Source organism: Massilia sp. ZL223, assembly GCF_018119395.1.
In the GTDB taxonomy this organism is placed as follows: Bacteria; Pseudomonadota; Gammaproteobacteria; order Burkholderiales; family Burkholderiaceae_D; genus Telluria.
In genome coordinates this window covers 162354-185675 of record NZ_JAGPWD010000005.1, presented here as the reverse complement: position 1 = coordinate 185675, position 23322 = coordinate 162354, and the positions used below count along the sequence as shown (strand labels likewise).

Sequence of the window (23322 nt, the reverse complement as noted above, 5' to 3'; positions counted from 1 at the left end):
CGGTTAAGCGATGCGCCGAGGCGCATCAGCCGATCACTTTCTTGACCACCTCGATCAGGCGCTGCGGATCGAAAGGCTTGACCAGCCAGCCGTTGGCGCCGGCGGCGCGGCCCTTGGCCTTCATCTCGTCGGACGATTCGGTGGTCAGCATCAGGATCGGCGTCTTGGCGTAGGTCGGCAAGGTGCGCAGGGTCTTGATCAGCGCCAGGCCGTCCATGCGCGGCATGTTCTGGTCGGTGAGGACCAGGTCGACGGCCTGCAGCTTCGCCTTGTCGAGGCCATCCTGGCCGTCGACGGCTTCCACCACGTTGTAGCCGGCAGCCTTGAGGCTGAAGGCCACCATCTGGCGCAGCGAACTGGAATCGTCGACCGCGAGAATCGTTTTTGCCATTTTTGCTCCTGCTGTTTTATGTCCGGACTGCGCCGGTCTTCAAATAATGGGTTGAGGGGTTCGCCGAACTCAGAACAGTTCGATGTCGCCGCTTTCGAGATGCCGCTGCTCGACCGACTTGCGCAGCATGCTGCGCAGCTCGAGCGACTGGATGGCCAGCGCCATGCTGACCTTGCCCAGCCGTTCCACGATTTCCTCGCTGTCCGTTTCCGGTGCGATGTCGGCGCCATGTTCGCTGAGCGTGCCGAGGAAATCGCGCAGGCCGGCGACGCGCTTGAGCGTGCGGTCCAGCAGCTGGCTGGTCATGTCCTGGAACTGCATGCTCGTAATCGCCGAGTTCACGTGCTGGCCGATCTCGCCCGACATCGCGGACAGCTTCTCGCTGTCCTCCGGGCTCGGGGTGTCGCCCGCCAGCAGGCGGTTGATCGTCTCCTGGCGCGAACCGACGGCCGAGTGGATGGCCATGAAGCTGCCGGTCAGCTTGTCGATGGCTTCCTCGAGCAGCAATTCGGTCTGCAGCAGGTCGGTCTCGACCTCGTTCAGATGCCGGCGCCCGTGGACGGACACGCCCGACAGCAGGCGCTTCACGTGCGATCCGAGTATCTTTTTTCTTGTCATTCTAGTCCTCCAGTCCTGGCCGGGCTACTTGGCAACAGCGGCTGCCGTGCTGGCCGCCGCGGTCTGGGCATCCTGCGCCGGCACCTCGAGGGTGGCCGCGTCGCGCATGACCGCTTCTTCAGTGCGCTTGTTCATCACGATGATGCTGATGCGCCGGTTGATCGGGTTGAACGGGTCCTTGCGGTCCAGATGGGCGGCCGATGCCAGTCCCACCACGCGCAGCACCTTGTCTTCGCCCAGGCCGCCCTGCACCATTTCGCGGCGCGAGGCGTTGGCGCGGTCGGCCGACAATTCCCAGTTGCTGTAGCCCGCCTCGCTGTAATACGGGGTCGAGTCGGTATGGCCCGACAGGCCGACCTTGTTGGGCACCTCGTTGAGCACCATGCCGATCACGTGCAGGATCTCGCGGGTGTAGGGCTGCAGCTCGGCCTTGGCCAGCGCGAACATGGGACGGTTCTTCTCGTCCACGATCTGGATGCGCAAGCCTTCGCTGGTGATGTCGAGCAGCAGCTGGTTCTTGTACTTCTTGAGCAGCGGGTTGACCTCGATGATCGATTCGATCTTGGCCTTCAGCGACTCCAGGCGCACGGCTTCCTGGCGCTCGAGCGCGGCCTTGGCGGCCTGCAGGTCGTAGGTCTTCGAGGTCGGGTCGATGTCGCCCTTCTTGACCTGGCCGTTGCGGCGGGTCAGGTCGGTGCCGCCGCCCTTGATCACGGACGAGGAGTCGCCCGAACCCGAGCCGCCCTGCATCGCCACCTTGAGCGGATTCTTGAAGAATTCCGAGATGCCTTCCAGGTCGCCCTTCGAAGTGGAGCCCAGCAGCCACATGAGCAGGAAGAAGGCCATCATCGCGGTCACGAAGTCGGCGTACGCGATCTTCCACGCACCGCCGTGGTGGCCGCCGGCCACCTTCTTGATGCGCTTGACGACGATGGGGCGCATGCCGTCGTCAGCCATGCGCACCTCCCGCGTTCATGTGATTGGAATGCTGAGCCATCGTGCGCTTACTTCTTCTTCTTGATGTGCTCTTCGAGTTCGGCGAAGCTCGGGCGCTCGGTCGAGTACAGCACCTTGCGGCCGAATTCGACGGCCAGGGCCGGGGCGTAGCCGTTCAGGCTGGCCAGCAGGGTGACCTTCACGCACTGGAACATCTTGGTCGACTCTTCCAGCTTCTGTTCCAGCACGCTCGCCAGCGGACCGACGAAGCCATAGGCCAGCAGAATACCCAGGAAGGTACCGACCAGCGCTTTCGCGATCAGGATGCCCAGCTCGGCCGGCGGAATGCCCACCGATTCCATGGTGTGCACCACGCCCATCACCGCCGCCACGATACCGAAGGCCGGCAGGCCGTCGCCCAGCTTGGCGATCACGTGGGCCGGGACCGCGCCTTCGTGGTGGTGGGTCTCGATCTCGTTGTCCATCAGGTTTTCGATCTGGAAGGCGTCCATGTTGCCCGACACCATCAGGCGCAGGTAGTCGGTCATGAATTCCACGATATGGTGGTCGGCCAGCACCGCCGGGTATTTCGAGAACAGGGGCGAGGCTTCCGGCTGCTCGATGTCGCCTTCGATCGACATCAGGCCTTCCTTGCGGACCTTGGACAGCACGTCGAACAGGAGCGCCATCAGCTCCATGTACATGTCCTTGGTGTAGTGGGAACCCTTGAAGATGGTCGGGAAGGCCTTCATCGTGGCCTTGATCGACTTGCCATTGTTACCGACAAAGAATGCGCCGACCGCGGCGCCGCCGATCATCAGCAGCTCGAGCGGCTGGAACAGCGATGCCAGGTGGCCGCCACTCAGGGCGAAGCCGCCGAACACGGAAGCGCAGACGACGATGTAACCAATAATGACTAGCAAGGGAATTCCACTCCGAAAATGCCTAAATCACCATTCCCACACATCAAAAACAGTGATTTAAGAAAATATTTACCTAGGGAACTACAATAGCTTGAGAATGGCCTACGGGCAAGTAAAACAGCCCTATTTCACTGTGCTTTGTCGCCTAAAAGTCCCATTGGTAGAGCTTCGGCCCCTCTCTGTACGGAGTGACAATACGGCTCGGTGGACGGTCGGCGATGACGAATTCGTAACTAAAAAGTACAGAGCCGGGCCGCATCTCGCGCGCGGCCTTGTTCCACAGGGCCGGCATGGCGGCGGGAGACAGGTAGGCGAATACGGCGTCGTAAGCGCCGAAATCCAGCTGCTCGTAGTCGCCGCGGATAAAACGGGCCGGGCTGCGGGCCAGTTTCGCGCGCAGCAGGCTGGCCAGCCAGGGCAAGGGCGCCAGCTCGATGCCCTCGAAGCGCGATTCCGGCCGGCGGCGCTGCAGGTCCAGCACCAGGCCACCCAGGCCGCTGCCGATATCGATCACCCTGACCGCCCTGCCCTGCGGCAGCGCTTGGGCCACGGCATCCCAGACCTTGCGGCCGGACGGGTAATACGGCACCTGGGTGCGGTAGGTCGACCAGTACAGCAGTAATAGAAAGAGGAAGAGGCCCAGGAAGACACCGGGCGGGATGGCCAGGCGGCCGGCGCCGAGCAGCGCCAGGGGAAAAGCGAACTGGATCGCCCGCCACCAGCTGGCCAGGCCGCGCCACCAGGTCAGGCCGGCGGCGAACAAGCCCTGGATCAGGGCGGCGTGGAGATAGTCAGGCTTGAATCCGGCGCGCGCAAGCAGGTAGACGGCGGCCAGGGTCGGCGGGAAAGCGGCAACCTGGAGAAGAAGCGCCTGGGCCGCCGGCGCGCGCAGGATGCGGTTCACGCAGCCGGATCAGGCCTGCTGCGAATTCGCCGCATCCTTGGCCTTGCGGGTCTTGCCCGCACGCGAAGGCATATGGCACAGACCGCACTGGTAATCGGCGTTCAGGTCCAGGGAATTGACGATGAACTTGCCCTTGCATTTACTGCAAGGCACGAGCACCAGCATGCCGCTCTGGAAGAAGCGCACCAGGGTCCAGGCGCGGGTCAGCGACAGCAGCGGCTCTTCGCCCGGTTCGGGCGGCATTTGTTCGAGGTAGAGCTTGTAGGCCTTCATCACCGCCTGGATGCCGGTAGCGCCGGCATGTTCGACCAGGAAGTTATGGATATTGATGAAGAGCGAGGAATGGATATTCGGTTGCCAGGTCAGGAACCAGTCCGTGGAGAACGGCAGCATGCCCTTGGGTGGAGAGACACCCTTGAGTTCCTTGTACAGCTTGAGCAGGCGTTCGCGCGACAGGGAGACTTCGGTCTCGAGCAGCTGGAGCCGGGCGCCGAGGTTGATCAGCTCGATCGCCAGCTGGATTTCCTGGGCTTCCGATACGACGCTTTTTTTGCTCATGACTGCTCCGCGGCCTGTTCAACAACCGGCCTCGACAGGCCGTACTGCGGATTATACGATCTCTTCGACCGGCTGGCCGGCCATCAGGATGGCGGCGTGCGACTGGGCCAGGCTGCGCTCCTTGGTGTGGCTGGTCAGCATGCCCAGGATGGCGGTGTCGTCGAAGCGGAAGCGGGCCAGCATCATATTGCCGCCTGCCAGTTTCAGGATCTGGGCGTTGCTCATGCCTTCGATCAGGTCGGCGATGTCGGCCGAGATGCCGAGACGGAAGATTGCGGTGACCTTGTCGGCGCGGATCATCTGCTGGGCCAGCATCAGGTAGCTCAGGTTAGCATCACGAATTTCAGCCATCATGTCGTTCGCAGTCATTTTCTCTCTCCGTTCGTTCGTTGAACCGGCGACTTGTGTGTTGCCGTTGAGATAGATTCTCGCCGTGGGGCAACTTTTTAGAAATCGGAGAAACGCTGTATTTTTCGTCCGCGAACGACGGACATGACCCGTAGGAGTTTGTCTGACAAACCCTTCCGAATCACTCTGATTCCCCTATGAAGAAGGGGATGGAGACGGTGCTGGAAAACACCCTGAATTGTGAGTCGCGTCAGACTTGATCTGTCGCATCCCTGACACGTTATCGTCAGGCTTTAGGGAAACTTTAGGCTTGTTTTGAAAATTTTTTCGCCCTTTGTTGTCCCTTCCATATCGTTATCGGCGCATCGGGAAGGAACTTTAGGGTGTTTTGAAAATTTTTTTTCGACCCATTGCTGCCTATCTGAGATCGTTATCGGACGGCTTTCCGGGAACTTTAGGGGCCGGCACAAAAAATTTTTGATTTTTTTTGCTTGCATAAAAGTGTTGGCAAAACGGCATCGAGCCCGGCGGCCGGGGCCGGAACTTGCTACACTGCGAGGCTAGGCATTTACTTGAAGCTTCAATCTTTTCCACGAGGGTACGCATGGAAGCTCCGCAACTCTGGGATATCAGCCCGACGATCTCGGCCGGCATCCCGGTCTGGCCCGGCGACACGCCATTCGAGGCCGGCCCCACCTGGCAGATCGGGAACGGCTGCCCGGTCCACGTCAGCCGCATGACCATGAGCACTCACCTGGGCGCGCATACCGATGCCCCTTCCCACTACGATCCGGAAGGCGCCAGCATCGACCAGGTCGGCCTGGCGCCCTACCTCGGCCCCTGCCGCGTGATCCACTGCATCGGCGCCCGCGCCGTGGACGCGGCCGACCTGGCCGGCCGCCTGGACGGCGTGCCGCCGCGCGTGCTGCTGCGTACTTACGCGCGCGCTCCCCAGACCGAGTGGGACCCCGGCTTCGCCGCCATCACCCCGGCCGCCATCGAGCTGCTCGCCAGCCGCGGCGTGGTCCTGGTCGGCACCGACGCCGCCTCGCTCGACCCGCAAGACTCCAAGACCCTCGACGCCCACCACGCCGTGCGCGCGAACCGCATGGCTATCCTGGAGGGCGTGGTGCTGGACGAGGTCCCCGAGGGCGACTACGAGCTGATCGCCCTGCCCCTGAAATTCGCCGGCATGGATGCCAGCCCCGTGCGCGCCATCCTGCGCGCCCTCCCCCCGAAGGAATCCGTATGACCCAACTTACCCGCGCCGATTGCCTGGCCCGCGATGCGGCCGACCCGCTGGCCTCCCTGCGCGAACGCTTCGAGCTGCCGCCCGGCGTCATCTATCTGGACGGGAACTCGCTCGGCGCCCGCCCCAAGGCCGCACTGGCGCGCGCCCAGCAGGTCGTGGCCCAGGAATGGGGCGTCGACCTGATCAAGAGCTGGAACACCGCCGGCTGGTTCGACATGCCCAAGCGCCTGGGCGACCGCCTTGCTCCGCTCATCGGCGCCCGCGCCGGCGAAGTGGCGGTCACCGACACCACCTCGCTGAACCTGTTCAAGGCCCTGGCCGCAGCCCTGCACCTCCAGGCGCAAGGCGAGACAGCGCAGCGCCGCGTCATCGTCACCGAGCGCAGCAACTTCCCGACCGATATCTATATGGCCGAAGGGCTGGCCAACTGGCTGGAGCGCGGCTACACCGTGCGCCTGGTCGACAGCGTCGACGAAATCCCGGCGGCCGTGGACGGCGACTGCGCGGTCCTGATGCTCACCCACGTGAACTACCGCACCGGCTACCAGCACGACATGGCGGCCCTGACCCGCCACGCCCATGCGCAGGGCGCGCTGGTGGTCTGGGACCTGGCCCACTCGGCCGGCGCCGTCCCGCTCGACCTGCACGCGGCGCAAGCCGACTTCGCGGTCGGCTGCACCTATAAATACCTGAACGGCGGTCCGGGCGCCCCGGCCTTCATCTGGGTGCCGCAGCGCCACCAGGCCCGGTTCAACCATCCGCTCTCGGGCTGGTGGGGCCACGCCCGGCCCTTCGCGATGGCGCCGGCTTTCTCGCCTTGCGAAGGCATCGGCCGCGCCCTGTGCGGTACTCAGCCGGTAGTCTCGCTGGCCATGGTCGAATGCGGCCTGGAGATCTTCGAAGCCACGAGCATGGACGCACTGCGCGCCAAGTCGCTGGCCCTGACCGACCTGTTCATCGAACTGGTGGAAAGCCGCTGCGCCGCCCATCCGCTCGAACTCGTGACGCCGCGCGAGCACGCGCGCCGCGGCAGCCAGGTGAGCTTCACCCATCCGCACGGCTACGCAGTGATGGCGGCGCTGATCGCGCGCGGCGTGATCGGCGACTACCGCGAACCGCACATCATGCGCTTCGGCTTCACGCCGCTGTACACCAGCTTCGCCGACGTCTGGGACGCGGTGGAGATCCTGAACACCATCCTGGACCAGGCCTCCTACGATATTGCCGCCGAGCGCAGCGCCGTCACCTGAGAACACACGCATGAACGACAAGACCAAACCAGCCGGCGCCGAGTGGCACGGCGCCAAGATGGACTTCAAGGAGTCCATGAGCTACGGCGACTACCTGGGCCTGGGCCAGATCCTGACGGCCCAGCACCCGCTCTCGCCCAACCACAACGAGATGCTGTTCATCGTCCAGCACCAGACCAGCGAGCTGTGGATCAAGCTGATGCTGCACGAGCTGCAGGCCGTGCGCCGCCACATCAGGGAAGACAACCTGCCGCCGGCCTTCAAGATGCTGGCCCGGGTGGCGCGCATCATGGACCAGCTGGTGCATGCCTGGGACGTGCTGGCCACCATGACGCCGCCCGAATACACGGCGATCCGCCCCTACCTGGGCGCATCCTCGGGCTTCCAGTCCTTCCAGTACCGGGAACTCGAGTTTATCCTGGGGAACAAGAACCGCAATCTCCTCGCGGTGCACGAGAAGTCGCCGGAAGCCCACGCGCTGCTGGAGCGCGAGCTGCATGCGCCTTCGCTGTACGACGAAGCGGTGATGCTGCTGGCGCGCAGCGGCCTGAAGATCGATGCAGATCGCCTCAACGGCGACTGGGCCGAGCCGACCCGCATGAACGACAGCGTCAAGGCCGCCTGGCTGGAAGTCTACAAGGACACCGAGCACCACTGGGCGCTGTACGAGCTGGCCGAAAAGCTGGTGGACATGGAGACCGCCTTCCGCTTCTGGCGCTTCCGTCACGTGAGCACGGTGGAGCGCATCATCGGCTTCAAGACCGGCACCGGCGGCACGGCGGGCGTGAGCTATCTGCGCAAGATGCTCGACGTGGTGCTGTTCCCTGAGCTGTTCGCCCTGCGCACCGAGCTGTAAAGTCGCGTTTTCTATGACGCCTTGGCGCGGCGCTCTGCGTTGCGCCAAGCCGCCAACGGCTCTACTATGATGAGATTGTTGCAACCAATCACATCGCCATGGGCGCCGCCCCTTCCCTCGACCGCGCATTCTCGATCTACCTCGACCTGGTCCGCTTTCTCGCGGCGCTGGCCGTGGTGGCGATGCATTTCGCCCAGCTCGGGATCCTGAAGGCGCCGTGGGCCGGACAGCTGACCATGCTGGGGCGCGAAGCGGTGGTCGCCTTCTTCGTGCTGTCCGGCTTCGTCATTGCCTATACCACCCACCAGCGCCGCCCGACCGCGCGCGACTACGTGGTCGCCCGCTGCGCGCGCCTGTACTCGGTGGCGCTGCCGGTACTGCTGCTGGCCTTCGCGGCCGCCGCCCTGCAGCACGGCGCGGGCGGCATGGACCTGTCGCAAGATTACCGGCTGACCAGGCCCTACCTGTACATTCCTTTCCACCTGCTGTTCCTGGGCGACGTGTGGACCCTGTCCGAAGTGCCGCCATTGCTTGCGCCCTGGTGGTCGCTGAATTACGAAGCCTGGTATTACGTCCTGTTCGGCGTCGTGTCCTACATGCGCGGCGCGGCGCGCCTGGCCGTGGGCGCGCTGGTGCTGGCCATCATGGGCATCAAGCTGTGGCTGCTGCTGCCGGTGTGGCTGAGCGGCGTGCTGCTCTACCACTGGCAGGCGCGGCACACCATGCCGCGCACGCTCGCACGCATCGGCTGGGTGCTCAGCATCGCGTTGCTGGCGGCCTATGAGCTGAGCAATGCCGAACTGCAGCTGCGCCTGATCGGCCGCTCCTGGACGCTCGCCCAAGCCTTCCCGCTCGGGAATGCGGACCGCTTCCTGGCCGACTATGCGGTCGCCGTGATTGTCTGCCTCAACTTCGCCTGCGCACGCCATGCCGGATTCGAGGTTATGATAAGAATGGCAAGGCCGATCCGCCGGCTGGCGTCGTACACCTTCACGCTCTACCTGTCGCATGCGCTGGTGCTGGCCGCCTGGCCCGCGCTGTATCCGCACCATGCCGCCAGCCCGGCCGACTGGATCGCGGCGGCCGTGGCGGTGGCCGTGGCGACCTGGGTGCTGGGGATGCTGACCGAGCAGCGCAAGGACAGCTTCCGCGCGCCTTTCGAGCGGCTGTTCCAGCTTGCGGGCGGCAAGGTGGCGCCCAGCGGCGGCCGGCTCGAATGATTTTTCTCGCTGGAGGGAAGATGAAGTGTGACGTACTGATCGTGCCCGGCCTGTGGAATTCCGGTCCGCGCCACTGGCAATCGCTGTGGCGCGAGCGCTATCCGCAATGGCTGCGCGCGGAGCACCGCGACTGGACCAATCCGGAAAAGGACGAGTGGGTGGCCGAGCTCGACGCCGCGGTCGCCGCCTGCAAGGGCGCACCCATCCTGGTCGCCCACAGCCTGGGCTGCATCCTGGTGGCGCACTGGGCGCGCTGCGGCTCGCCGCTCAAGGTGGCCGGCGCCTTCCTGGTGGCGCCGAGCGATGTCGAAGCGTCCTCCTATCCTGTCGATCCGAACGGCTTCGCGCCGGTTCCCATGGAGCCGCTGCCCTTCCCCAGCATGGTGCTGGCCAGCAGCGACGATCCCTACGCCACGCCCGAGCGCTCGCGCGCGCTTGCCGGCGCCTGGGGCAGCCGCTTGGTCGACATCGGCAAGGCGGGACACGTCAACACCGAATCCGGACACGGCGCCTGGCCGGAAGGCGAGCGGCTGCTGACCGGGTTCTGCGACCAGGTGTCGCAGTAGTCCGCGCATGCGCCCGTGCTCCCTGCGCCTGGGTGACCTGCCGGTGGCGGGAGTGTTCTTGTACGCTGTCGCGTTCAACCTCTCGCTGGAAAACGTGCGCGCGCACCTGGCCGGCAGCGTCGTCGTGTCGCTGTTGCTGGCTACGCCGTTCGCCGTCCTGCTGTGGGGACAGGTGACGATGGCCACCACCTGGAAGCGCGATCTCTACTTCTTCGTTGGAAGCGTGCTGATGCTCTGCCCTTTCGGCTTCGCTTCCTTCGTCGGACGCTGGATGCACATGCCCTTCTCGCTGGTGATGGGCATGACCCTCGTCCTGTGCGGCGTGGCCGCGGCGTACAACGTGCTTGGGGACGCGATCAGGGAACCGCGCCGCTGCTGGGGCCTGTGGCGCAGATGAACGAAAGGATGCAATGACCGTCTTGACCACCGAACGGCTGCGGCTGGAGCCGATGAACGCCGCCCATTACGAAGGCCTGAGGACGCTGAACAGCGATCCGGTCGTGATGCGCTACATCACCGGAGCGGCCGAGACGCCCGAGGAGACCCGCGCCGTGATCGAGCGCGTGCAGGGGCGCTGGCAGCGGTTCGGCTATTCGTGGTGGAGCTTCCTCGACCGCGAGACGGGCGAACTGGTGGGCGCCGGCTGCATCCAGAACCTGGGGCACGATCCCGCCAACCCGCACGAAATCGGCTGGCGCCTGCGCCAGGACCAGTGGGGCAAGGGCTACGCGATCGAGGCTGCGCGGCGCATGGCGCGCTTCGCCTTCGAGGAGCTGGACGCGCCGCTGCTGTGCGCGGTCTGCGATCCGGAGAACGCCGCGTCCGCGCGCGTGATGCAGAAGCTCGGGATGCGCTACAAGGGCGTGGAGACCTGGCACGAGCGCGAGGTCTCGGTCTACCAGATCGACCGCGCCGGCTGGCGGCAAGGCGCGGCATGAAGACCTATCACGGCAGCTGCCATTGCGGCGCGGTGCGCTACGAGGCGGATTTCGACCTGGCGCGCGGAACTATCAAGTGCAACTGCAGCATCTGTACCAAGATGCGCTTCTGGGCGGTGCAGCTGCCGGCCGCGCACTTCCGCCTGCTGCAAGGCCGGGAAGCGCTGCGCGAATACCGCTTCCACCTGCGCCGCGACGGTCACAACTTCTGCGGCGAATGCGGCATCAATCTGTTTTCGACCGGAGAATCCAGCGCGCTGGGGCCTTTCGTGGCCGTTACCGTGAACAGCCTGGACGACATGCCGGTGGAGGACCTGATGGCGGCGCCGCTGCGCGTGTTCGACGGGCGCAACGACAACTGGGTGACGCCGCCGCAAGAGACGCGGCATCTTTGAGAGGCGGGTTGTTGGTGTTCATGTGAACTTAGGTTCCGGCCAAGTTTAGGTGCACACCAATAAAAAAGCCGGAGCATCGCTGCCCCGGCCTTTCACTCCGCTGACCACCAATTACTTGGTCGTCGCCAGCAGCATCTCGTTCAAGCGCTTCACGAACGACGCCGGATCGGTCAGGCTGCCGCCCTCCGCCAGCATCGCCTGGTCGAACAGGATATGCGACCAGTCGCCGAAGCGCTGCCCCGCCGCGTCCTCGTACTTCAAGCGCATCACCAGCGGGTGATTCGGATTGATCTCGAGGATAGGCTTGGATTCCGGCGCATTCTGCCCGGCCGCCTTCAGCATGCGCAGCAGGTTGCCCGACAGTTCGTTTTCGTCCGCCACCAGGCAGGCCGGCGAATCGGTCAGGCGGAAGGTCACGCGCACGTCCTTGGCCTTGTCGCCCAGCGCGCCCTTCATCTTCTCGACCAGTTCCTTGTACTGGGTCTCGGTCTCGGCGTGTTCCTGCTTCTCCGCTTCGTCTTCCAGCGCGCCCAGGTCCAGGCCGCCCTTGGCGACCGACACCAGCTCCTTGCCGTCGAACTCGTTCAGGAAGGACAGCATCCACTCGTCCACGCGGTCGGTCATGAGCAGCACTTCCACGCCCTTCTTGCGGAAGATCTCCAGGTGCGGGCTGTTCTTCGCGGCGGTGTAGTTGTCGGCGGTGACGTAGTAGATCTTGTCCTGGCCTTCCTTCATGCGCTTGGCGTAGTCTTCGAAAGACACGGTCTGCTCATCCGACTCGTTCGCGGTCGAGGCGAAGCGCAGCAGCTTGGCGATGCGGTCCTTGTTGGTCGCGTCCTCGCCGATGCCTTCCTTCAGCACCTGGCCGAATTCCTTCCAGAAGGTGACGTACTTGTCCTTGGTTTCCTGCTCATCCGCGTTCGCCAGTTCTTCCAGCATGCCCAGCACCCGCTTGGTCGAGCCCTCGCGGATCACGCGCACGTCGCGCGACTCCTGCAGGATCTCGCGCGAGACGTTCAGCGGCAGGTCCGCCGAGTCGATCACGCCCTTGATGAAGCGCAGGTAGGTCGGCATCAGCTGCTCGGCGTCGTCCATGATGAAGACGCGCTTCACGTACAGCTTGATGCCGCCGCGCTTGTTGCGGTCCCACAGGTCGAACGGCGCGTGGCTCGGCACGTACAGCAGCTGGGTGTATTCGCTGCGGCCCTCGACGCGGTTGTGGGTGTAGGTCAGCGGCTCCTGGAAGTCGTGCGAGATGTGCTTGTAGAACTCGTCGTACTGTTCCTTGGTGATGTCCGCCTTGCTGCGCGCCCACAGCGCGCTGGCCTGGTTGACGGTCTCGAACTCGTCCTTCAGGACGGTCTGCTTCTTCTCCTCGTCCCACTCTTCCTTCTGCATCACGATCGGCAGCGAGATGTGGTCCGAGTACTTGCGGATGATGGACTTGAGCTTCCATGCGGACAGCAGGTCTTCCTCGCCGGCGCGCAGGTGCAGGATGATGTCGGTGCCGCGGTTGACCTTCTCGATCGGCTCGACGCTGTAGTCGCCCTCGCCGGTCGACTCCCAGCGCACGCCTTCCGATGCGAAGGCGCCGGCGCGGCGGGTGTGGACGATCACCTTCTCGGCCACGATGAAGGCCGAATAGAAGCCCACGCCGAACTGGCCGATCAGGGCCGCATCAAGCTGCTGGTCCCCTGACAGCTTGCTGAAGAATTCCTTCGTGCCCGACTTGGCGATGGTGCCCAGGTGCGAGATCACCTCTTCGCGGCTCATGCCGATGCCGTTGTCCGAGATGGTGATGGTCTTCGCGTCCTTGTCGAACAGGACCTTGATCTTCAGTTCGTGGTCGTTGCCGTACAGGGCGTCGTTGTTGATCGCCTCGAAGCGCAGCTTGTCGGCCGCGTCGGATGCGTTCGAAATGAGTTCGCGTAGGAAGATCTCCTTGTTCGAATACAAGGAGTGAATCATCAGTTGCAGCAGTTGCTTTACTTCTGCTTGAAAGCCAAGGGTTTCTTTTTCGGCGACAGCCATCTTGTTCCTCGTGAATGGTGGTCAGGGTTGATTCAGACCGAGCGCATATTGGGCGAAGGGTAAGAATTTCAAGGGCCGGCAACATGAAATTGTTGACGGACTAACAAAATTTGCACAATAGCTTCCTGCGCAAAAGGAATTTCGGCACCGAAAGCAAACCGGCAAATGTTTCATGCCTGCTTCATGGCCTTTTCGAAGAAGGCCCACACGCCCTCCTCCTGCAAGGTCGCCACGTTCAGGCGCATGTAGGTGGACGGCAACTGGTTCGGCGAGAACAGGCTGCCGGGCGCCAGCAGCAGGTCTTCCTGCATTGCCTGGGCGGCCAGCAGGTTGGTGTCGCGGCCGGCGTCGACCCACACGAACATGCCGGCGGCCGGCGCGGGATCGGGCCGCATGCCCAGCTGTTCCAGGCGCCGCAGGGCGCGCGGGCGCACCGCGTCGAGCCGGGTGCGGATGCGGTCCAGGTGCTTGCGGTAGTGGCCTTCGGACAGGACCTTGTACACGACCCGCTCGCCGATGTCGCTGGTGGTGAGCGTGGCCAGCATCTTGCGGTCGGCCAGGCGCTGGGCGCGCTCGCTCGAGGTGGCGATGTAGCCGACGCGCAGGTTGGCCGCCATCGACTTGGAAAAGCCGCCCAGGTAGATCACGTGCTGCAGCTGGTCGAGCGCGGCCAGGCGCGTGGCGCCGCCCGGGTGCAGGTCGCTGTAGATGTCGTCCTCGACCACCGTGAAGCCGTGCTGCTCAGCCAGGCGCAGCACCTGGAAGGCCTTGGCCGCCGACAGCGAAGTGGAACTGGGATTGTGCAGCACGGAGTTGAGGACAAACAGGCGCGGCTTGTGCAGCTCGGCCAGCTGGGCCAGCTGGGCGATGTCCGGGCCGTCGGCCAGGCGCCGCACGCCCACCACCTTCAGGCCCATCGCCGCGAAGGAGCCGAACATCAGGAACCAGGCCGGGTCGTCGACCAGCACCGTGTCGCCCGGCTGGCAGAACTCGCGCGCCACCAGGTCCAGCGCCTGGGTCACGCCGAGCGTCATCACCAGCTGCTCCGGGCTGGCCTCGATCTCGATTTCGGCCAGCTTGAGCTGGAGCTGCTGGCGCAGCGGCAGGAAGCCCTGCGGCGCGCCGTAGTTCATGAGCGAGCTGCTGTTCTGCCGGCTCAGCGCGCGCAAGGCGTTGGCCACCGCCGCGCCGTCCAGCCAGTCGCTGGGCAGCACGCCGGCGCCGGGCGACAGGTGCAGCGGCGCTTGCCGGAACATGCTGCGGATCAGCCAGGCCACGTCCAGCGTCGCCGGCGCCCGCTCCCGGGCCGGCGTCGGCGCGGGTGTGCGCTGTTCGGCCACCGCGCGCTCGCGCACGAAGAAGCCCGCGCCGCGGCGCGATTCCAGGTAGCCCTGGGCCACCAGGCGGTCGTAGCCGGCCACCACGGTGAAGGCCGACACGCCGTGGGCCGTGGCGAACTGGCGGATCGAGGGCATGCGTGCGCCGGGGCGCAGCAGGCGCTCGTCGATGCGCGCGGCCACCGAGCGGACGATCTGGTCGGCCAGCGCTTCGCCGGATTCACGGCTCAGCAGCATGGGTAGGTGCGTATTGGTCATTTCGCCATCACAGTGCAAAAAGTATGTGCGCAAGTGTACTGGGACTGTACTGGTTTGCCGGGATAGCATAGACCTACCGTTAGCCAGACTGCAAGGAATTTCATGAACACCGCCACCACCTGTCCAGCCAGACCCATCGCTTTCGACGAGACCCGCGGCATGCTGCTCGGCCTGGCTGGTGTCGCGATCTTCAGCCTGACGATTCCCTTTACGCGCATGGCGGTGGCCGAGCTCAATCCGGTCTTTGTCGCGCTGGGGCGCGCGCTGGGCGCGGCGGTGCTGGCGGGCGCCTGGCTGGCGTGGAAGCGCGTGCCGGCGCCGCCGCGCGCCGCGTGGTGGCCGCTGGCGCTGGTCGTCGCCGGCTGCATCGTCGGTTTTCCGCTCCTGACTTCGCTGGCCCTGCGCACCCTGCCCGCCTCGCACGGCGCGCTGCTGGTCGGCGTGCTGCCGCTCGCCACCGCCCTCTACGCCGCGCTGCGCGGCTACGAGCGCCCGTCGCAGGGCTTCTGGGTGATGGCCCTGTCCGGCGCGGGGCTGGTGATCGCCTTCGCGCTCGCCCAGGGCGGCGGCTCGCTGCACCTGGCCGACCTGCTGGTGCTGGCCGCGGTGCCGCTGGCGGCGATGGGCTACGCCGAAGGCGGACGCCTGGCGCGCAGCATGGGCGGGCCGGAAGTCATCTGCTGGGCGCTGCTGCTGTCGGTGCCGGTCCTGCTGCCGCTGGTGGCCTGGCTGTGCGCGCCCCAGCTCGCCCAACTCGGCCAGGTCGGGTTCCATGCCTGGACCGCGTTCGGCTACGTGACCTTCGGCTCGACCTTCACCGGCTTCTTCTTCTGGTACCGTGGCCTGGCGCTGGGCGGGGTGGCGCGGGTGGGCCAGGTGCAGCTGCTGCAGCCTTTCCTGAGCCTGATCGGCGCCGCCGTCCTGCTCGGCGAAGCGCTCACCCTCGTCAATTGCCTGTTCGCGCTGGCCGTGGTCGGCGTCGTGTTCGCGGCGCGCCGCATGCAGGTTCGCCACTAATCCACTATATAGAAGGGATCTCCCATGATGCTGCCCGACCTGGCCGACCTCGAGAACGCCGCCCGCACCGTCTACACCGCCATGCCGCCGACGCCGCAGTACCGCTGGCCCTTGCTCGACGAGGCGCTCGGCCTGGAAACCTGGGTCAAGCACGAGAACCACGGCCCGGCCGGCGCCTTCAAGCTGCGCGGCGGCGTGGTGTACATGGAACGCCTGCTGCGCCGCGAGCCTGGGCTGCGCGGGGTGGTGGCGGCCACGCGCGGCAACCATGGGCAGTCGATCGCCTTCGCGGCGCGCCGGAACGGGCTCGAAGCGACGGTCGTGGTCCCGCACGGGAACAGCCGCGAGAAGAATGCGGCCATGCGGGCGCTGGGGGCGCGGCTGATCGAGCACGGGAAGGATTTCCAGGAGAGCCGCGAATTCGCGTACGCGCTGGCGGACCGCGAACGGCTGCACATGGTGCCCTCCTACCATCCGGACCTGGTGGCGGGCGTGGCCAGCTACTGGCTGGAGCTGTTCCGCGCGCAGCCGGAGCTCGACCTGGTGCTGGCGCCGATCGGGCAGGGATCGGGTTTCGCGGCGGCGGTGGCGGCGCGCGAGGCGCTCGGGCTGCGGACCCGGATCGTGGGGGTGGTGTCGGCGCACGCGCCGGCCTACCTGCTGTCGTGGCAGGCCGGGAAGGCGGTCGAGGCGCCGGTGAGCACGGTGCTGGCGGATGGGATGGCGTGCCGGGCGCCGGATGCGGCGTCGCTGGAGGTGGTGCTGCGGTATGCGGAGGATGTGATCGCGGTGAGCGACGAGGAGGTGGCGGAGGCGATGCGGGTGATGTATGCCTGCACGCATAACGTGGCGGAAGGGGCCGGGGCGGCGGCGCTGGCGGGGGCGATGCGGATGAAGCGGGAAGGAAGGCTGGCTGGCGTTGCCCGCGTTGGCATCCCGCTGACTGGCGCGAATGTCGACGCGCCGCTCTTCTCAGAGCTACTCTCCGCGCCCCTCCGTCGCCCCCGCGAAGGCGGGGGTCCAAGTTCTACGTGAATCGCCGTGCGAGCAAACTTGGGTCCCCGCCTTCGCGGGGAAGACGTTGTTAAATGCCGGTGATTACAAATCCGGCGCGACTTCGTTAAACGATTGATAACGCTAGCAAAATACCCAGCACCCGTGTCACGACGTACAATATCGCCTTCACCCACCGCAACCTGGAAATAGCATGTCCGTCTACGACAAACTCAAAGAACTGAACATCACCCTGCAGGCCCCGGCGACCCCGGCTGCCGCCTACGTCATGTACGTGCAGACCGGTAACCTGGTATTCATCTCGGGCCACATCGCCAAGAACGCCGACGGCAGCCCGAACACCGGCATCCTGGGCAAGGACAAGACCACCGCGGACGGCCAGGCGGCGGCGCGCTCGGTCGCGATCGACCTGATCGGCACCCTGCAGGAAGCCGTGGGCGGCGACCTGGGCCGCGTGAAGCGCATCGTCAAGGTCATGAGCCTGGTGGCCTCGACCCCGGAATACAACGAGCAGCACCTGGTCACCAACGGCTGCTCGGAACTGCTGGGCGAGCTGTTCGGCGATGCCGGCAAGCACGCGCGCTCGGCCTTCGGCGTGGCCTCGCTGCCGCGCGGCACCTGCGTCGAAATCGAAATGATCGTCGAAGTCGCCTGAAGATCGAGCTGTTGCAGTAACCTGATGATGGGCTGGGCCTACCCGGCCCGGCCTTGACGAAGCCGCCTATCCGGCGTGCTTTATAATGGCCCGGTACCCCACGCGGGACTCGGCGTCCCCTCCCTTCCTGCAAGCATGTGAGACAGTAATGAAAATTGAAAATCCCAATCCCATCCAGTGGCAGTTCTCGGAACGCGCGCAACAGCTGCAAAGCTCGTTCATCCGCGAGATCCTGAAGATCACCCAGCGTCCGGAGATCATCTCCTTCGCCGGTGGCCTGCCGTCGCCCGCCACCTTCCCGGTCGAGGTCATGAAGACCGCCTACGACAAGGTGCTGAGCGATAACGGCAAGGTCGCGCTGCAGTATGGCCCGACCGACGGCTACGGCCCGCTGCGGGAATGGATTGCCAATTCGCTGTCGACGGAAGGTTCCAGGATCCTGCCGGAACAGATCCTCATGACCTCGGGCTCGCAGCAGGCGCTCGACCTGCTGGGCAAGGTCCTGATCGACGAAGGCAGCCGCGTGCTGGTGGAAACCCCGAGCTACCTGGGCGCGCTCCAGGCCTTCTCGGTCTACCGTCCTGAATTCAAATCGGTCGACACCGACGAACACGGCCTGGTGCCTTCGTCGATCGACGCCGTCGCCAAAGGCGCGCGCCTGCTGTACTCGCTGCCGAACTTCCAGAACCCGACCGGCCGCAGCCTGTCGGTCGAGCGCCGCCTGGAACTGGTGGAAACCTGCGCCCGCCTGGGCCTGCCGCTGATCGAGGACGATCCCTACGGCGCCCTGAGCTACAAGGGAGCGCCGTCGCCGAAGATGGTGGCGATGAACCCGGACGGCGTGATCTACATGGGCTCCTTCTCCAAAGTCCTGACCCCGGGCATCCGCCTCGGCTACGTGTGCGCCCCGCTGCCGCTGGTGCGCCGCCTCGAGCTGGCCAAGCAGGCCGCCGACCTCCACACCGCCCAGCTGACCCAGATGGTCGTGCACGAAGTGGTCAAGGACGGCTTCCTGGACCAGCACATCCCGACCATCCGCAAGCTGTACGGCGACCAGTGCCAGGTGATGCTGGACGCGATGCGTGAACATTTCCCGAGCGGCGTGACCTGGACCAAGCCCGAAGGCGGCATGTTCATCTGGGTGACCCTGCCGAAGCACATCGACGCCATGAAGCTGCTCGACCAGTCGCTGGCCGCACGCGTGGCCTTCGTGCCGGGCGCGCCCTTCTACGCCAACGAGCCGGAAACCAACACCCTGCGCCTGTCCTTCGTGACCGTGCCGCCGGAACGCATCCGTGAAGGCATTGCCATCCTGGGCAAGCTGATCTCCGATCTGATGTAATTCTTCCCGGCCGATGGCGGCGCTTTGGCGCCGCCATCGGCCGCGGCATCCCGCCGCTCCTGCCTGGAGTAGCAAATCTGCAACTGAAGTGGCAGACTCGCAACACACCCGCCTATAACTAAACATTGCCCGTGAATAACCGGCAATAAAAGTTGCCTCACGGATTCATTTTAGTTGTATGATCGTCTGGTCGCCCATGCCGTTTTGACCAGCACTCTCATGATTCCCCCTGCCCTCGCGTTCTCCGCGCCCGTGCGCCAGTCCGCGATCCTGATCGTCGATGACGCCCCTGACAGCCTCGGGCTGCTGCAGGAGATCATGCGCCAGCAGGGTTACCAGACCTTCGTCGCCAATACCGGCAAGCGCGCCCTCGATATCGCGGCCCGCGTCCAGCCCGACCTGATCCTGCTCGACGTGATCCTGCCCGATCTCGACGGCCTGGAGATCTGCCGCCGCCTCAAGCGCCAGCCGGACACCGCCCACATTCCCGTCATCTTCATCAGCGCCTGCGGCGAGACCGAGGACATCGTGGCCGGCTTCGATACGGGCGCGGTCGACTACATCTCGAAACCGGTGCGCCTGGCCGAAGTCTGCGCCCGCGTCAGCGCTCACCTGCGCTTCCGCAGCAACAGCGTGAGCCAGCAGCAGCAGACCGACCGCCTCCAGATGATCCTGGACGGCATGGAGGAAGGCCTGATGCTGGTGAACGGCGACGGCCGCATCGTCTACGCCAACCCGGCCAGCGAGCGCTTCGCGGCCTGGTCGATCAGGGAACTGGCGGGCATGGCGCTGGCCGACTTGCTGGCCGAGCCTTCCGACGAATACTACGCGGCCTATTTCGCCGACCGCGACGATCCCGAACTCGCCGCCCGCTGCCGCGGCACACGCGAAGTGGTGGTGCGCCAGCGCGACGGCGCGCTGAAGGCCATGGACCTGAGCCTGACGCCGATGGCCGGCACCGAGCCCTTGTACGTCGCCCTGCTGCACGACATCACCCACCACAAGCAGTCCGAAACGGCGCTGCAGCGCGCGGCGCTGGTCGATCCGCTGACCCGCATCGCCAACCGCCGCCACTTCGACAGCGCCCTGGAAAAGGAATGGCATCGCGCGATCCGCAGCGGCCAGCCGCTGTCGCTGATCGTGCTCGACGTCGACCACTTCAAGGGCTACAACGACAGCCTGGGCCACGCGGCCGGCGACCAGTGCCTGCAGATGGTGGCCGAGGTCCTGCAGGAGCACGCGGTGCGCCCCACAGACCTGGCGGCGCGCTACGGCGGCGAGGAATTCGTGGTGCTGCTGGCGGAAACCGCCGGCGACGGCGCGGCCGGCCTGGCCGAAGCCATCCGCGCCCACGTCGAACGCCTGGCGATCCCCAACCCGCGTTCCACCACCTCCGAGATGGTGACGGTGAGCGTGGGCGTGGCGACCATCGTCCCGACCCTGTTCGACGACCTGCGTTCCTTCTTCATCGCCGCCGACCGCGCCATGTACGAGGCCAAGTCGGCCGGCCGCAACCGGGTGGTGTCGGTGTGCGCGGGCGCGGCCTGGGATACGGTGCGCGAAGCGGTCGCGCACTGAGGCGGCATCGCCACCCGCTTACTTCGACGAGCTGAGGTAGCTGCGCAGGCCGTGGGTCAGCACGGATGGGAACACGCTCGCATGGTCCTCTTCGTGGAACACGCGCAACTGCGTCTTCAGGTTCGGATAGCGGTGCGTCCTGAGCACAGCGTCGAACTCGCGCAGGTCTTCGACCATGTCCGCGTCTTCCTCGCTGCGCGAGCGCTGCTTCCCCGGCGCCAGCCGTTCCAGCCCGCCGATGCCGAAGAACACCGAGGCCGGCAGGTCCTTGTGGCGGGCCGCGTAGGCCTTCTCGCGCTCGAACATCACTCCCGCATCGAACCACAGCGACGGACTGCCGAGGATGTAGTGATCGAAGCTGCGCGGCTCGCCCAGCAGCATCTCCAGGCCCAGCAGGCTGCCGTAGGAATGGCCGACGAAGACCTTGCGCCGCATGTCGGCCCGATAGTGGCGCGCGACCAGCGGCAGCACTTCCGTGGTCAGGAACTTGCCATAGGCCGCCGCCTGGCCGAATTCCGGCGGACGGCCGGGCATGACCGGGCTGTAGGACTGCTTGCGCGGGACGCTGGGCGTGTAGTCGCGCCGCCGGCTGTGCATGCCGTTGTCGCCCTTCGCATACGACAGGCCGACCACGATCACCTCCTCCATGCCGGCATGCTTGTGCAGGCGCTGGGCGATGTTGCGCACCACCGGAAACGCATAGTTGGCGTCGGCCACGAACAGCACCGGATAGCGCCTGGCGCCGTCCTTGTAGGAGTCGGGCAAGGCGACATAGAGCTGGTAATCGCGCCGCAGGGCCTGAGCACGGATGTCGCGCACTTCGGTATTCTCGAGGGCGTAGCCGGCCGGTGCGGGGGCAGCGGCGGCGCCATCCAGGGCGCACAGGGCAAGCAGCAGGTAGGCGGCGAGGGGCTTCGCGATCCTCATTGCACGGCCTCCGGCACAAGCACGGCCAGCACCGCCTGGGCCGCCTTGATCCTGGCCGGGATCGGGAGGTTCTTGTTGGCCAGGATGACGATGCCGACCTTGTGGCTCGGCGCGAAGGCCGCGTAGGCGCCGAAGCCCCTGGTCGATCCGGTCTTGTTGAACAGGGTGCCGGGCGGCGCGGCCTGCGGCGCCAGCGGCGTGGCCGGATTCGGCTCGAAGACGATGCCGGCGGCGTTCCCGGCCAGCAGGCGCTCCAGCGTCACGGGCGGACGGTACTGCTCCCATCCCAGCCCCTGCGCCATCTCGCCGACCTGGTAGTAGCCGAGCTGGGTTCCTTCTACCGCACGACGCGCCGGTCCCGCCAGGCGCGCGGGCTCGATGTTCGCCTGCAGGTAACGGATCATGTCGGCGGCAGTCGACTTGATGCCATAGGCCTGGACGTCGGCGACATCGCGCCTGACACGGACCGGCGCGTTGTGCTGGTCGTAGCCCCAGGCGTAGCGGCCCATGGCCTGCTGCGGCACCTGCGCAAAGGTCTCGCTCAGGCCGAGCGCCGGGAACAGCTGCCGGTCGGCCGCTTCGCCGAAGTCCACACCCAATGCGGCCGCCGTCGCATGGCCGAGCAGGCCGATGCTGGGATTGGAATAGCGGCGCTGCATGCCCGGCGCCGCGTCGGGTTTCCAGGCGCCGAACCAGCCCAGCATGCCGCGCTCGCCGGCTATCCCGTCGGGGAACTGCAAAGGCAGGCCGCCCGCCGTGTAGGTGCCGAGATGGAGCAGCGTGGCCTTGTCGATGGCGCTGCCCTTGAGCTGGGCAAGGTACTTCCCGGGATGATCGCCGAGCGACAGCCTGCCCTGGGCCTGGGCGTAGAGCGCGAGCGTCGCCGCGAAGGTCTTGCTGATCGAACCGAGTTCGAAGAGAGTATGTTCCGTGACCGGCTTGCCCTCCTCCTTCGAGGCCAGGCCGTAATTGAAGAACAGGGTGCGGCCGTCGACGGTCACGCCGACCGCTACGCCCGGCACGCCGTATTCGTCCATCAGCGGACGGATCGCCCGGTCCGCGGCGGCGCGGACGGCCGCATCGTCGGCCGCATGAGCGGCAAATGGCAAGAGGCAGGCCCAGGCGAGCGCCATGCGTGACAGGGATGCGAACTTCATGCGCAAGGAATTCTCCCGTTGGTGGTTGACCCAAAAAGTATAGGGAGAGCCCCGGAAGGCGAACAGCGCAGCCGTCCCAGGCGCGCGGGATTTCGTCACATGGCCGACTTGAGGGCGGGAAGATAGCGTTCGCTGACCGCCACCTCGGCGCCGCAGCGCAAGCCCAGCCGCCAGGCGCCGTCGCCGCTGGTCGCCAGGCGCGCGATCTGGTCGCGCCGGACGATGGTGCTGCGATGCACGCGCAGGTAGTCCGCGGGCGGCAGCAGCGCCTCCAGGCGGTTGAGCGTGATCCGGTGCAGCACCGTGCGCGCCTCGAGGTGCAGCTCGACGTAGTTGCTGGCCGCCTGCATCCACAGGATCTCGGCAAAGCGGATCTGTTCGATCGAGCCCACCGAGCGCACGTTCACGTGGTCCATGCGCTGCGCTGCATCGGCATCGGCGTAGTCGCGCAGGGCCGCGCCGTAGCTGTCGCGCTGGCGCTGCCCGAGCATGGCCCTGGCCCGCTCCACCGCCTGCGCCAGGCGCGCGTCGCCCACCGGCTTGAGCAGGTAGTCGAGCGCGAACACCTCGAAGGCGTCGATGGCGTGTTCGCTGTAGGCGGTCACGAAGATGACGAGGGGCGGCGTGGGCCGGGCGGCGATCTCGCGCGCCAGCGCCAGCCCCGATTCGCCCGGCATCTGGATGTCGAGGAAAACGACGTCGACCTCGTGAAGCTGCATGGCGCCGCGCGCGCCGGCGGCGCTGTCGCACTCGGCCGCCAGCTCCCAGTCGCAGGCATCCAGCAGCGCGAGGCGCAGGTTGGTGCGGCTGCGCGCTTCGTCGTCGACGATCAGGTAACGCACCGGCATCGC

At 65.9% G+C, this 23322-nt stretch carries 25 protein-coding genes; 13 read left to right on the top strand and 12 right to left on the bottom strand.

The genetic code is table 11. The annotated features are described in order from the left end of the window. Positions 1–25 precede the first annotated feature (25 nt). From KBW95_RS05950 to flhD, 7 genes are all read right to left on the bottom strand, one after another. The gene (locus tag KBW95_RS05950) at positions 26–391 is read right to left on the bottom strand and encodes a response regulator (protein WP_211525795.1); all 366 of its coding nucleotides are present in this window, start codon (positions 389–391) and stop codon (positions 26–28) included. A 69-nt stretch (positions 392–460) separates the two neighbouring features. After that, positions 461–1009 (bottom strand): chemotaxis protein, encoded by a 549-nt coding sequence (locus KBW95_RS05945; RefSeq protein WP_211525794.1) that lies wholly within the window; start codon positions 1007–1009, stop codon positions 461–463. 24 nt (positions 1010–1033) lie between these two features. Continuing rightward, a complete protein-coding gene (motB, locus tag KBW95_RS05940; RefSeq protein WP_211525793.1) occupies positions 1034–1966 on the bottom strand; it encodes a flagellar motor protein MotB in 933 nt (310 codons plus the stop codon). 47 nt (positions 1967–2013) lie between these two features. Beyond that, on the bottom strand, positions 2014–2868 hold the full coding sequence (motA, locus tag KBW95_RS05935; RefSeq protein WP_211525792.1) for a flagellar motor stator protein MotA: 855 nt from the start codon (positions 2866–2868) through the stop codon (positions 2014–2016). A 145-nt stretch (positions 2869–3013) separates the two neighbouring features. Then, positions 3014–3772: a class I SAM-dependent methyltransferase gene (locus KBW95_RS05930; RefSeq protein ID WP_211527714.1), complete on the bottom strand. Its 759-nt coding sequence runs from the start codon at positions 3770–3772 to the stop codon at positions 3014–3016. 9 nt (positions 3773–3781) lie between these two features. Continuing rightward, positions 3782–4330 (bottom strand): flagellar transcriptional regulator FlhC, encoded by a 549-nt coding sequence (gene flhC / locus KBW95_RS05925; protein ID WP_211525790.1) that lies wholly within the window; start codon positions 4328–4330, stop codon positions 3782–3784. A 51-nt stretch (positions 4331–4381) separates the two neighbouring features. Further along, positions 4382–4699, bottom strand: coding sequence for a flagellar transcriptional regulator FlhD (gene flhD, locus KBW95_RS05920; protein WP_078030895.1), 318 nt, complete (start codon positions 4697–4699; stop codon positions 4382–4384). Between the two features lie 583 nt (positions 4700–5282). Between flhD and kynB the strand changes: the two genes are divergently transcribed. The 8 genes from kynB to KBW95_RS05880 all read left to right on the top strand — a co-directional run bounded on the left by kynB (position 5283) and on the right by KBW95_RS05880 (position 11155). Next, on the top strand, positions 5283–5930 hold the full coding sequence (gene kynB, locus KBW95_RS05915) for an arylformamidase (RefSeq protein ID WP_211525789.1): 648 nt from the start codon (positions 5283–5285) through the stop codon (positions 5928–5930). Further along, on the top strand, positions 5927–7180 hold the full coding sequence (kynU, locus tag KBW95_RS05910) for a kynureninase (RefSeq protein WP_211527713.1): 1254 nt from the start codon (positions 5927–5929) through the stop codon (positions 7178–7180). The genes kynB and kynU overlap by 4 nt, the downstream gene beginning before the upstream one ends. A 10-nt stretch (positions 7181–7190) precedes the next feature. Continuing rightward, a complete protein-coding gene (gene kynA, locus KBW95_RS05905) occupies positions 7191–8036 on the top strand; it encodes a tryptophan 2,3-dioxygenase (protein WP_211527712.1) in 846 nt (281 codons plus the stop codon). A gap of 98 nt (positions 8037–8134) precedes the next feature. Next, on the top strand, positions 8135–9256 hold the full coding sequence (locus KBW95_RS05900; RefSeq protein WP_211527711.1) for an acyltransferase: 1122 nt from the start codon (positions 8135–8137) through the stop codon (positions 9254–9256). 20 nt (positions 9257–9276) lie between these two features. After that, positions 9277–9822 (top strand): alpha/beta hydrolase, encoded by a 546-nt coding sequence (locus tag KBW95_RS05895; RefSeq protein ID WP_211525785.1) that lies wholly within the window; start codon positions 9277–9279, stop codon positions 9820–9822. A gap of 7 nt (positions 9823–9829) precedes the next feature. Next, positions 9830–10219, top strand: coding sequence for a hypothetical protein (locus KBW95_RS05890; RefSeq protein WP_211525784.1), 390 nt, complete (start codon positions 9830–9832; stop codon positions 10217–10219). A gap of 13 nt (positions 10220–10232) precedes the next feature. After that, positions 10233–10760: a GNAT family N-acetyltransferase gene (locus KBW95_RS05885; protein ID WP_211525783.1), complete on the top strand. Its 528-nt coding sequence runs from the start codon at positions 10233–10235 to the stop codon at positions 10758–10760. Further along, positions 10757–11155 (top strand): GFA family protein, encoded by a 399-nt coding sequence (locus KBW95_RS05880; RefSeq protein ID WP_211525782.1) that lies wholly within the window; start codon positions 10757–10759, stop codon positions 11153–11155. Before KBW95_RS05885 ends, KBW95_RS05880 begins: the two co-directional genes overlap by 4 nt. Before the next feature lie 111 nt (positions 11156–11266). On the opposite strand, the gene htpG is transcribed toward KBW95_RS05880, so the two are convergent. Both htpG and KBW95_RS05870 read right to left on the bottom strand, forming a co-directional pair. Next, positions 11267–13186, bottom strand: a complete 1920-nt coding sequence (htpG, locus tag KBW95_RS05875; protein WP_211525781.1) for a molecular chaperone HtpG — start codon at positions 13184–13186, stop codon at positions 11267–11269. Between the two features lie 170 nt (positions 13187–13356). After that, positions 13357–14781: a PLP-dependent aminotransferase family protein gene (locus KBW95_RS05870; protein WP_211527710.1), complete on the bottom strand. Its 1425-nt coding sequence runs from the start codon at positions 14779–14781 to the stop codon at positions 13357–13359. Between the two features lie 102 nt (positions 14782–14883). On the opposite strand from KBW95_RS05870, the gene KBW95_RS05865 reads away from it, so the two are divergent. From KBW95_RS05865 to KBW95_RS05845, 5 genes are all read left to right on the top strand, one after another. Continuing rightward, positions 14884–15798 carry a DMT family transporter gene (locus KBW95_RS05865; protein WP_229429570.1) on the top strand — a complete coding sequence of 305 codons (915 nt, stop codon included), beginning with the start codon at positions 14884–14886 and terminating at the stop codon, positions 15796–15798. Between the two features lie 24 nt (positions 15799–15822). Beyond that, entirely contained in the window at positions 15823–16833 is a 1011-nt protein-coding gene (locus KBW95_RS05860) for a threonine dehydratase (protein ID WP_211527709.1), read from the top strand. Between the two features lie 172 nt (positions 16834–17005). Continuing rightward, a complete protein-coding gene (locus KBW95_RS05855; RefSeq protein ID WP_211527172.1) occupies positions 17006–17467 on the top strand; it encodes a RidA family protein in 462 nt (153 codons plus the stop codon). A gap of 148 nt (positions 17468–17615) precedes the next feature. Further along, on the top strand, positions 17616–18809 hold the full coding sequence (locus KBW95_RS05850; RefSeq protein WP_211527171.1) for a PLP-dependent aminotransferase family protein: 1194 nt from the start codon (positions 17616–17618) through the stop codon (positions 18807–18809). A gap of 219 nt (positions 18810–19028) precedes the next feature. Then, positions 19029–20387 (top strand): diguanylate cyclase, encoded by a 1359-nt coding sequence (locus tag KBW95_RS05845; RefSeq protein ID WP_211523165.1) that lies wholly within the window; start codon positions 19029–19031, stop codon positions 20385–20387. An 18-nt stretch (positions 20388–20405) separates the two neighbouring features. Here the strand turns inward: KBW95_RS05845 and KBW95_RS05840 are convergent, their stop codons facing one another. The 3 genes from KBW95_RS05840 to KBW95_RS05830 form a co-directional block, all read right to left on the bottom strand. Further along, positions 20406–21314 (bottom strand): alpha/beta hydrolase, encoded by a 909-nt coding sequence (locus KBW95_RS05840; RefSeq protein ID WP_211527708.1) that lies wholly within the window; start codon positions 21312–21314, stop codon positions 20406–20408. Further along, complete coding sequence (gene ampC / locus KBW95_RS05835; protein ID WP_211523167.1) at positions 21311–22471, bottom strand: class C beta-lactamase; 1161 nt, start codon at positions 22469–22471, stop codon at positions 21311–21313. Before ampC ends, KBW95_RS05840 begins: the two co-directional genes overlap by 4 nt. Positions 22472–22566: 95 nt before the next feature. After that, positions 22567–23319: a LytTR family DNA-binding domain-containing protein gene (locus tag KBW95_RS05830; RefSeq protein ID WP_211523168.1), complete on the bottom strand. Its 753-nt coding sequence runs from the start codon at positions 23317–23319 to the stop codon at positions 22567–22569. Between the last annotated feature and the right edge of the window lie 3 nt (positions 23320–23322).

Coding starts and splice junctions, on each gene's coding strand:
- KBW95_RS05895 (WP_211525785.1), top strand. CDS start 9,277: ATGAAGTGTGACGTACTGATCGTGCCCGGCCTGTGGAATTCCGGTCCG.
- KBW95_RS05890 (WP_211525784.1), top strand. CDS start 9,830: ATGCGCCCGTGCTCCCTGCGCCTGGGTGACCTGCCGGTGGCGGGAGTG.
- KBW95_RS05830 (WP_211523168.1), bottom strand. CDS start 23,319: ATGCCGGTGCGTTACCTGATCGTCGACGACGAAGCGCGCAGCCGCACC.
- flhD (WP_078030895.1), bottom strand. CDS start 4,699: ATGACTGCGAACGACATGATGGCTGAAATTCGTGATGCTAACCTGAGC.
- kynU (WP_211527713.1), top strand. CDS start 5,927: ATGACCCAACTTACCCGCGCCGATTGCCTGGCCCGCGATGCGGCCGAC.
- KBW95_RS05850 (WP_211527171.1), top strand. CDS start 17,616: ATGAAAATTGAAAATCCCAATCCCATCCAGTGGCAGTTCTCGGAACGC.
- KBW95_RS05900 (WP_211527711.1), top strand. CDS start 8,135: ATGGGCGCCGCCCCTTCCCTCGACCGCGCATTCTCGATCTACCTCGAC.
- KBW95_RS05870 (WP_211527710.1), bottom strand. CDS start 14,781: ATGACCAATACGCACCTACCCATGCTGCTGAGCCGTGAATCCGGCGAA.
- kynB (WP_211525789.1), top strand. CDS start 5,283: ATGGAAGCTCCGCAACTCTGGGATATCAGCCCGACGATCTCGGCCGGC.
- motB (WP_211525793.1), bottom strand. CDS start 1,966: ATGGCTGACGACGGCATGCGCCCCATCGTCGTCAAGCGCATCAAGAAG.
- KBW95_RS05950 (WP_211525795.1), bottom strand. CDS start 391: ATGGCAAAAACGATTCTCGCGGTCGACGATTCCAGTTCGCTGCGCCAG.
- htpG (WP_211525781.1), bottom strand. CDS start 13,186: ATGGCTGTCGCCGAAAAAGAAACCCTTGGCTTTCAAGCAGAAGTAAAG.
- KBW95_RS05840 (WP_211527708.1), bottom strand. CDS start 21,314: ATGAGGATCGCGAAGCCCCTCGCCGCCTACCTGCTGCTTGCCCTGTGC.
- KBW95_RS05855 (WP_211527172.1), top strand. CDS start 17,006: ATGTCCGTCTACGACAAACTCAAAGAACTGAACATCACCCTGCAGGCC.
- KBW95_RS05865 (WP_229429570.1), top strand. CDS start 14,884: ATGAACACCGCCACCACCTGTCCAGCCAGACCCATCGCTTTCGACGAG.
- ampC (WP_211523167.1), bottom strand. CDS start 22,471: ATGAAGTTCGCATCCCTGTCACGCATGGCGCTCGCCTGGGCCTGCCTC.
- KBW95_RS05885 (WP_211525783.1), top strand. CDS start 10,233: ATGACCGTCTTGACCACCGAACGGCTGCGGCTGGAGCCGATGAACGCC.
- KBW95_RS05880 (WP_211525782.1), top strand. CDS start 10,757: ATGAAGACCTATCACGGCAGCTGCCATTGCGGCGCGGTGCGCTACGAG.
- flhC (WP_211525790.1), bottom strand. CDS start 4,330: ATGAGCAAAAAAAGCGTCGTATCGGAAGCCCAGGAAATCCAGCTGGCG.
- KBW95_RS05945 (WP_211525794.1), bottom strand. CDS start 1,009: ATGACAAGAAAAAAGATACTCGGATCGCACGTGAAGCGCCTGCTGTCG.
- kynA (WP_211527712.1), top strand. CDS start 7,191: ATGAACGACAAGACCAAACCAGCCGGCGCCGAGTGGCACGGCGCCAAG.
- KBW95_RS05845 (WP_211523165.1), top strand. CDS start 19,029: ATGATTCCCCCTGCCCTCGCGTTCTCCGCGCCCGTGCGCCAGTCCGCG.
- KBW95_RS05860 (WP_211527709.1), top strand. CDS start 15,823: ATGATGCTGCCCGACCTGGCCGACCTCGAGAACGCCGCCCGCACCGTC.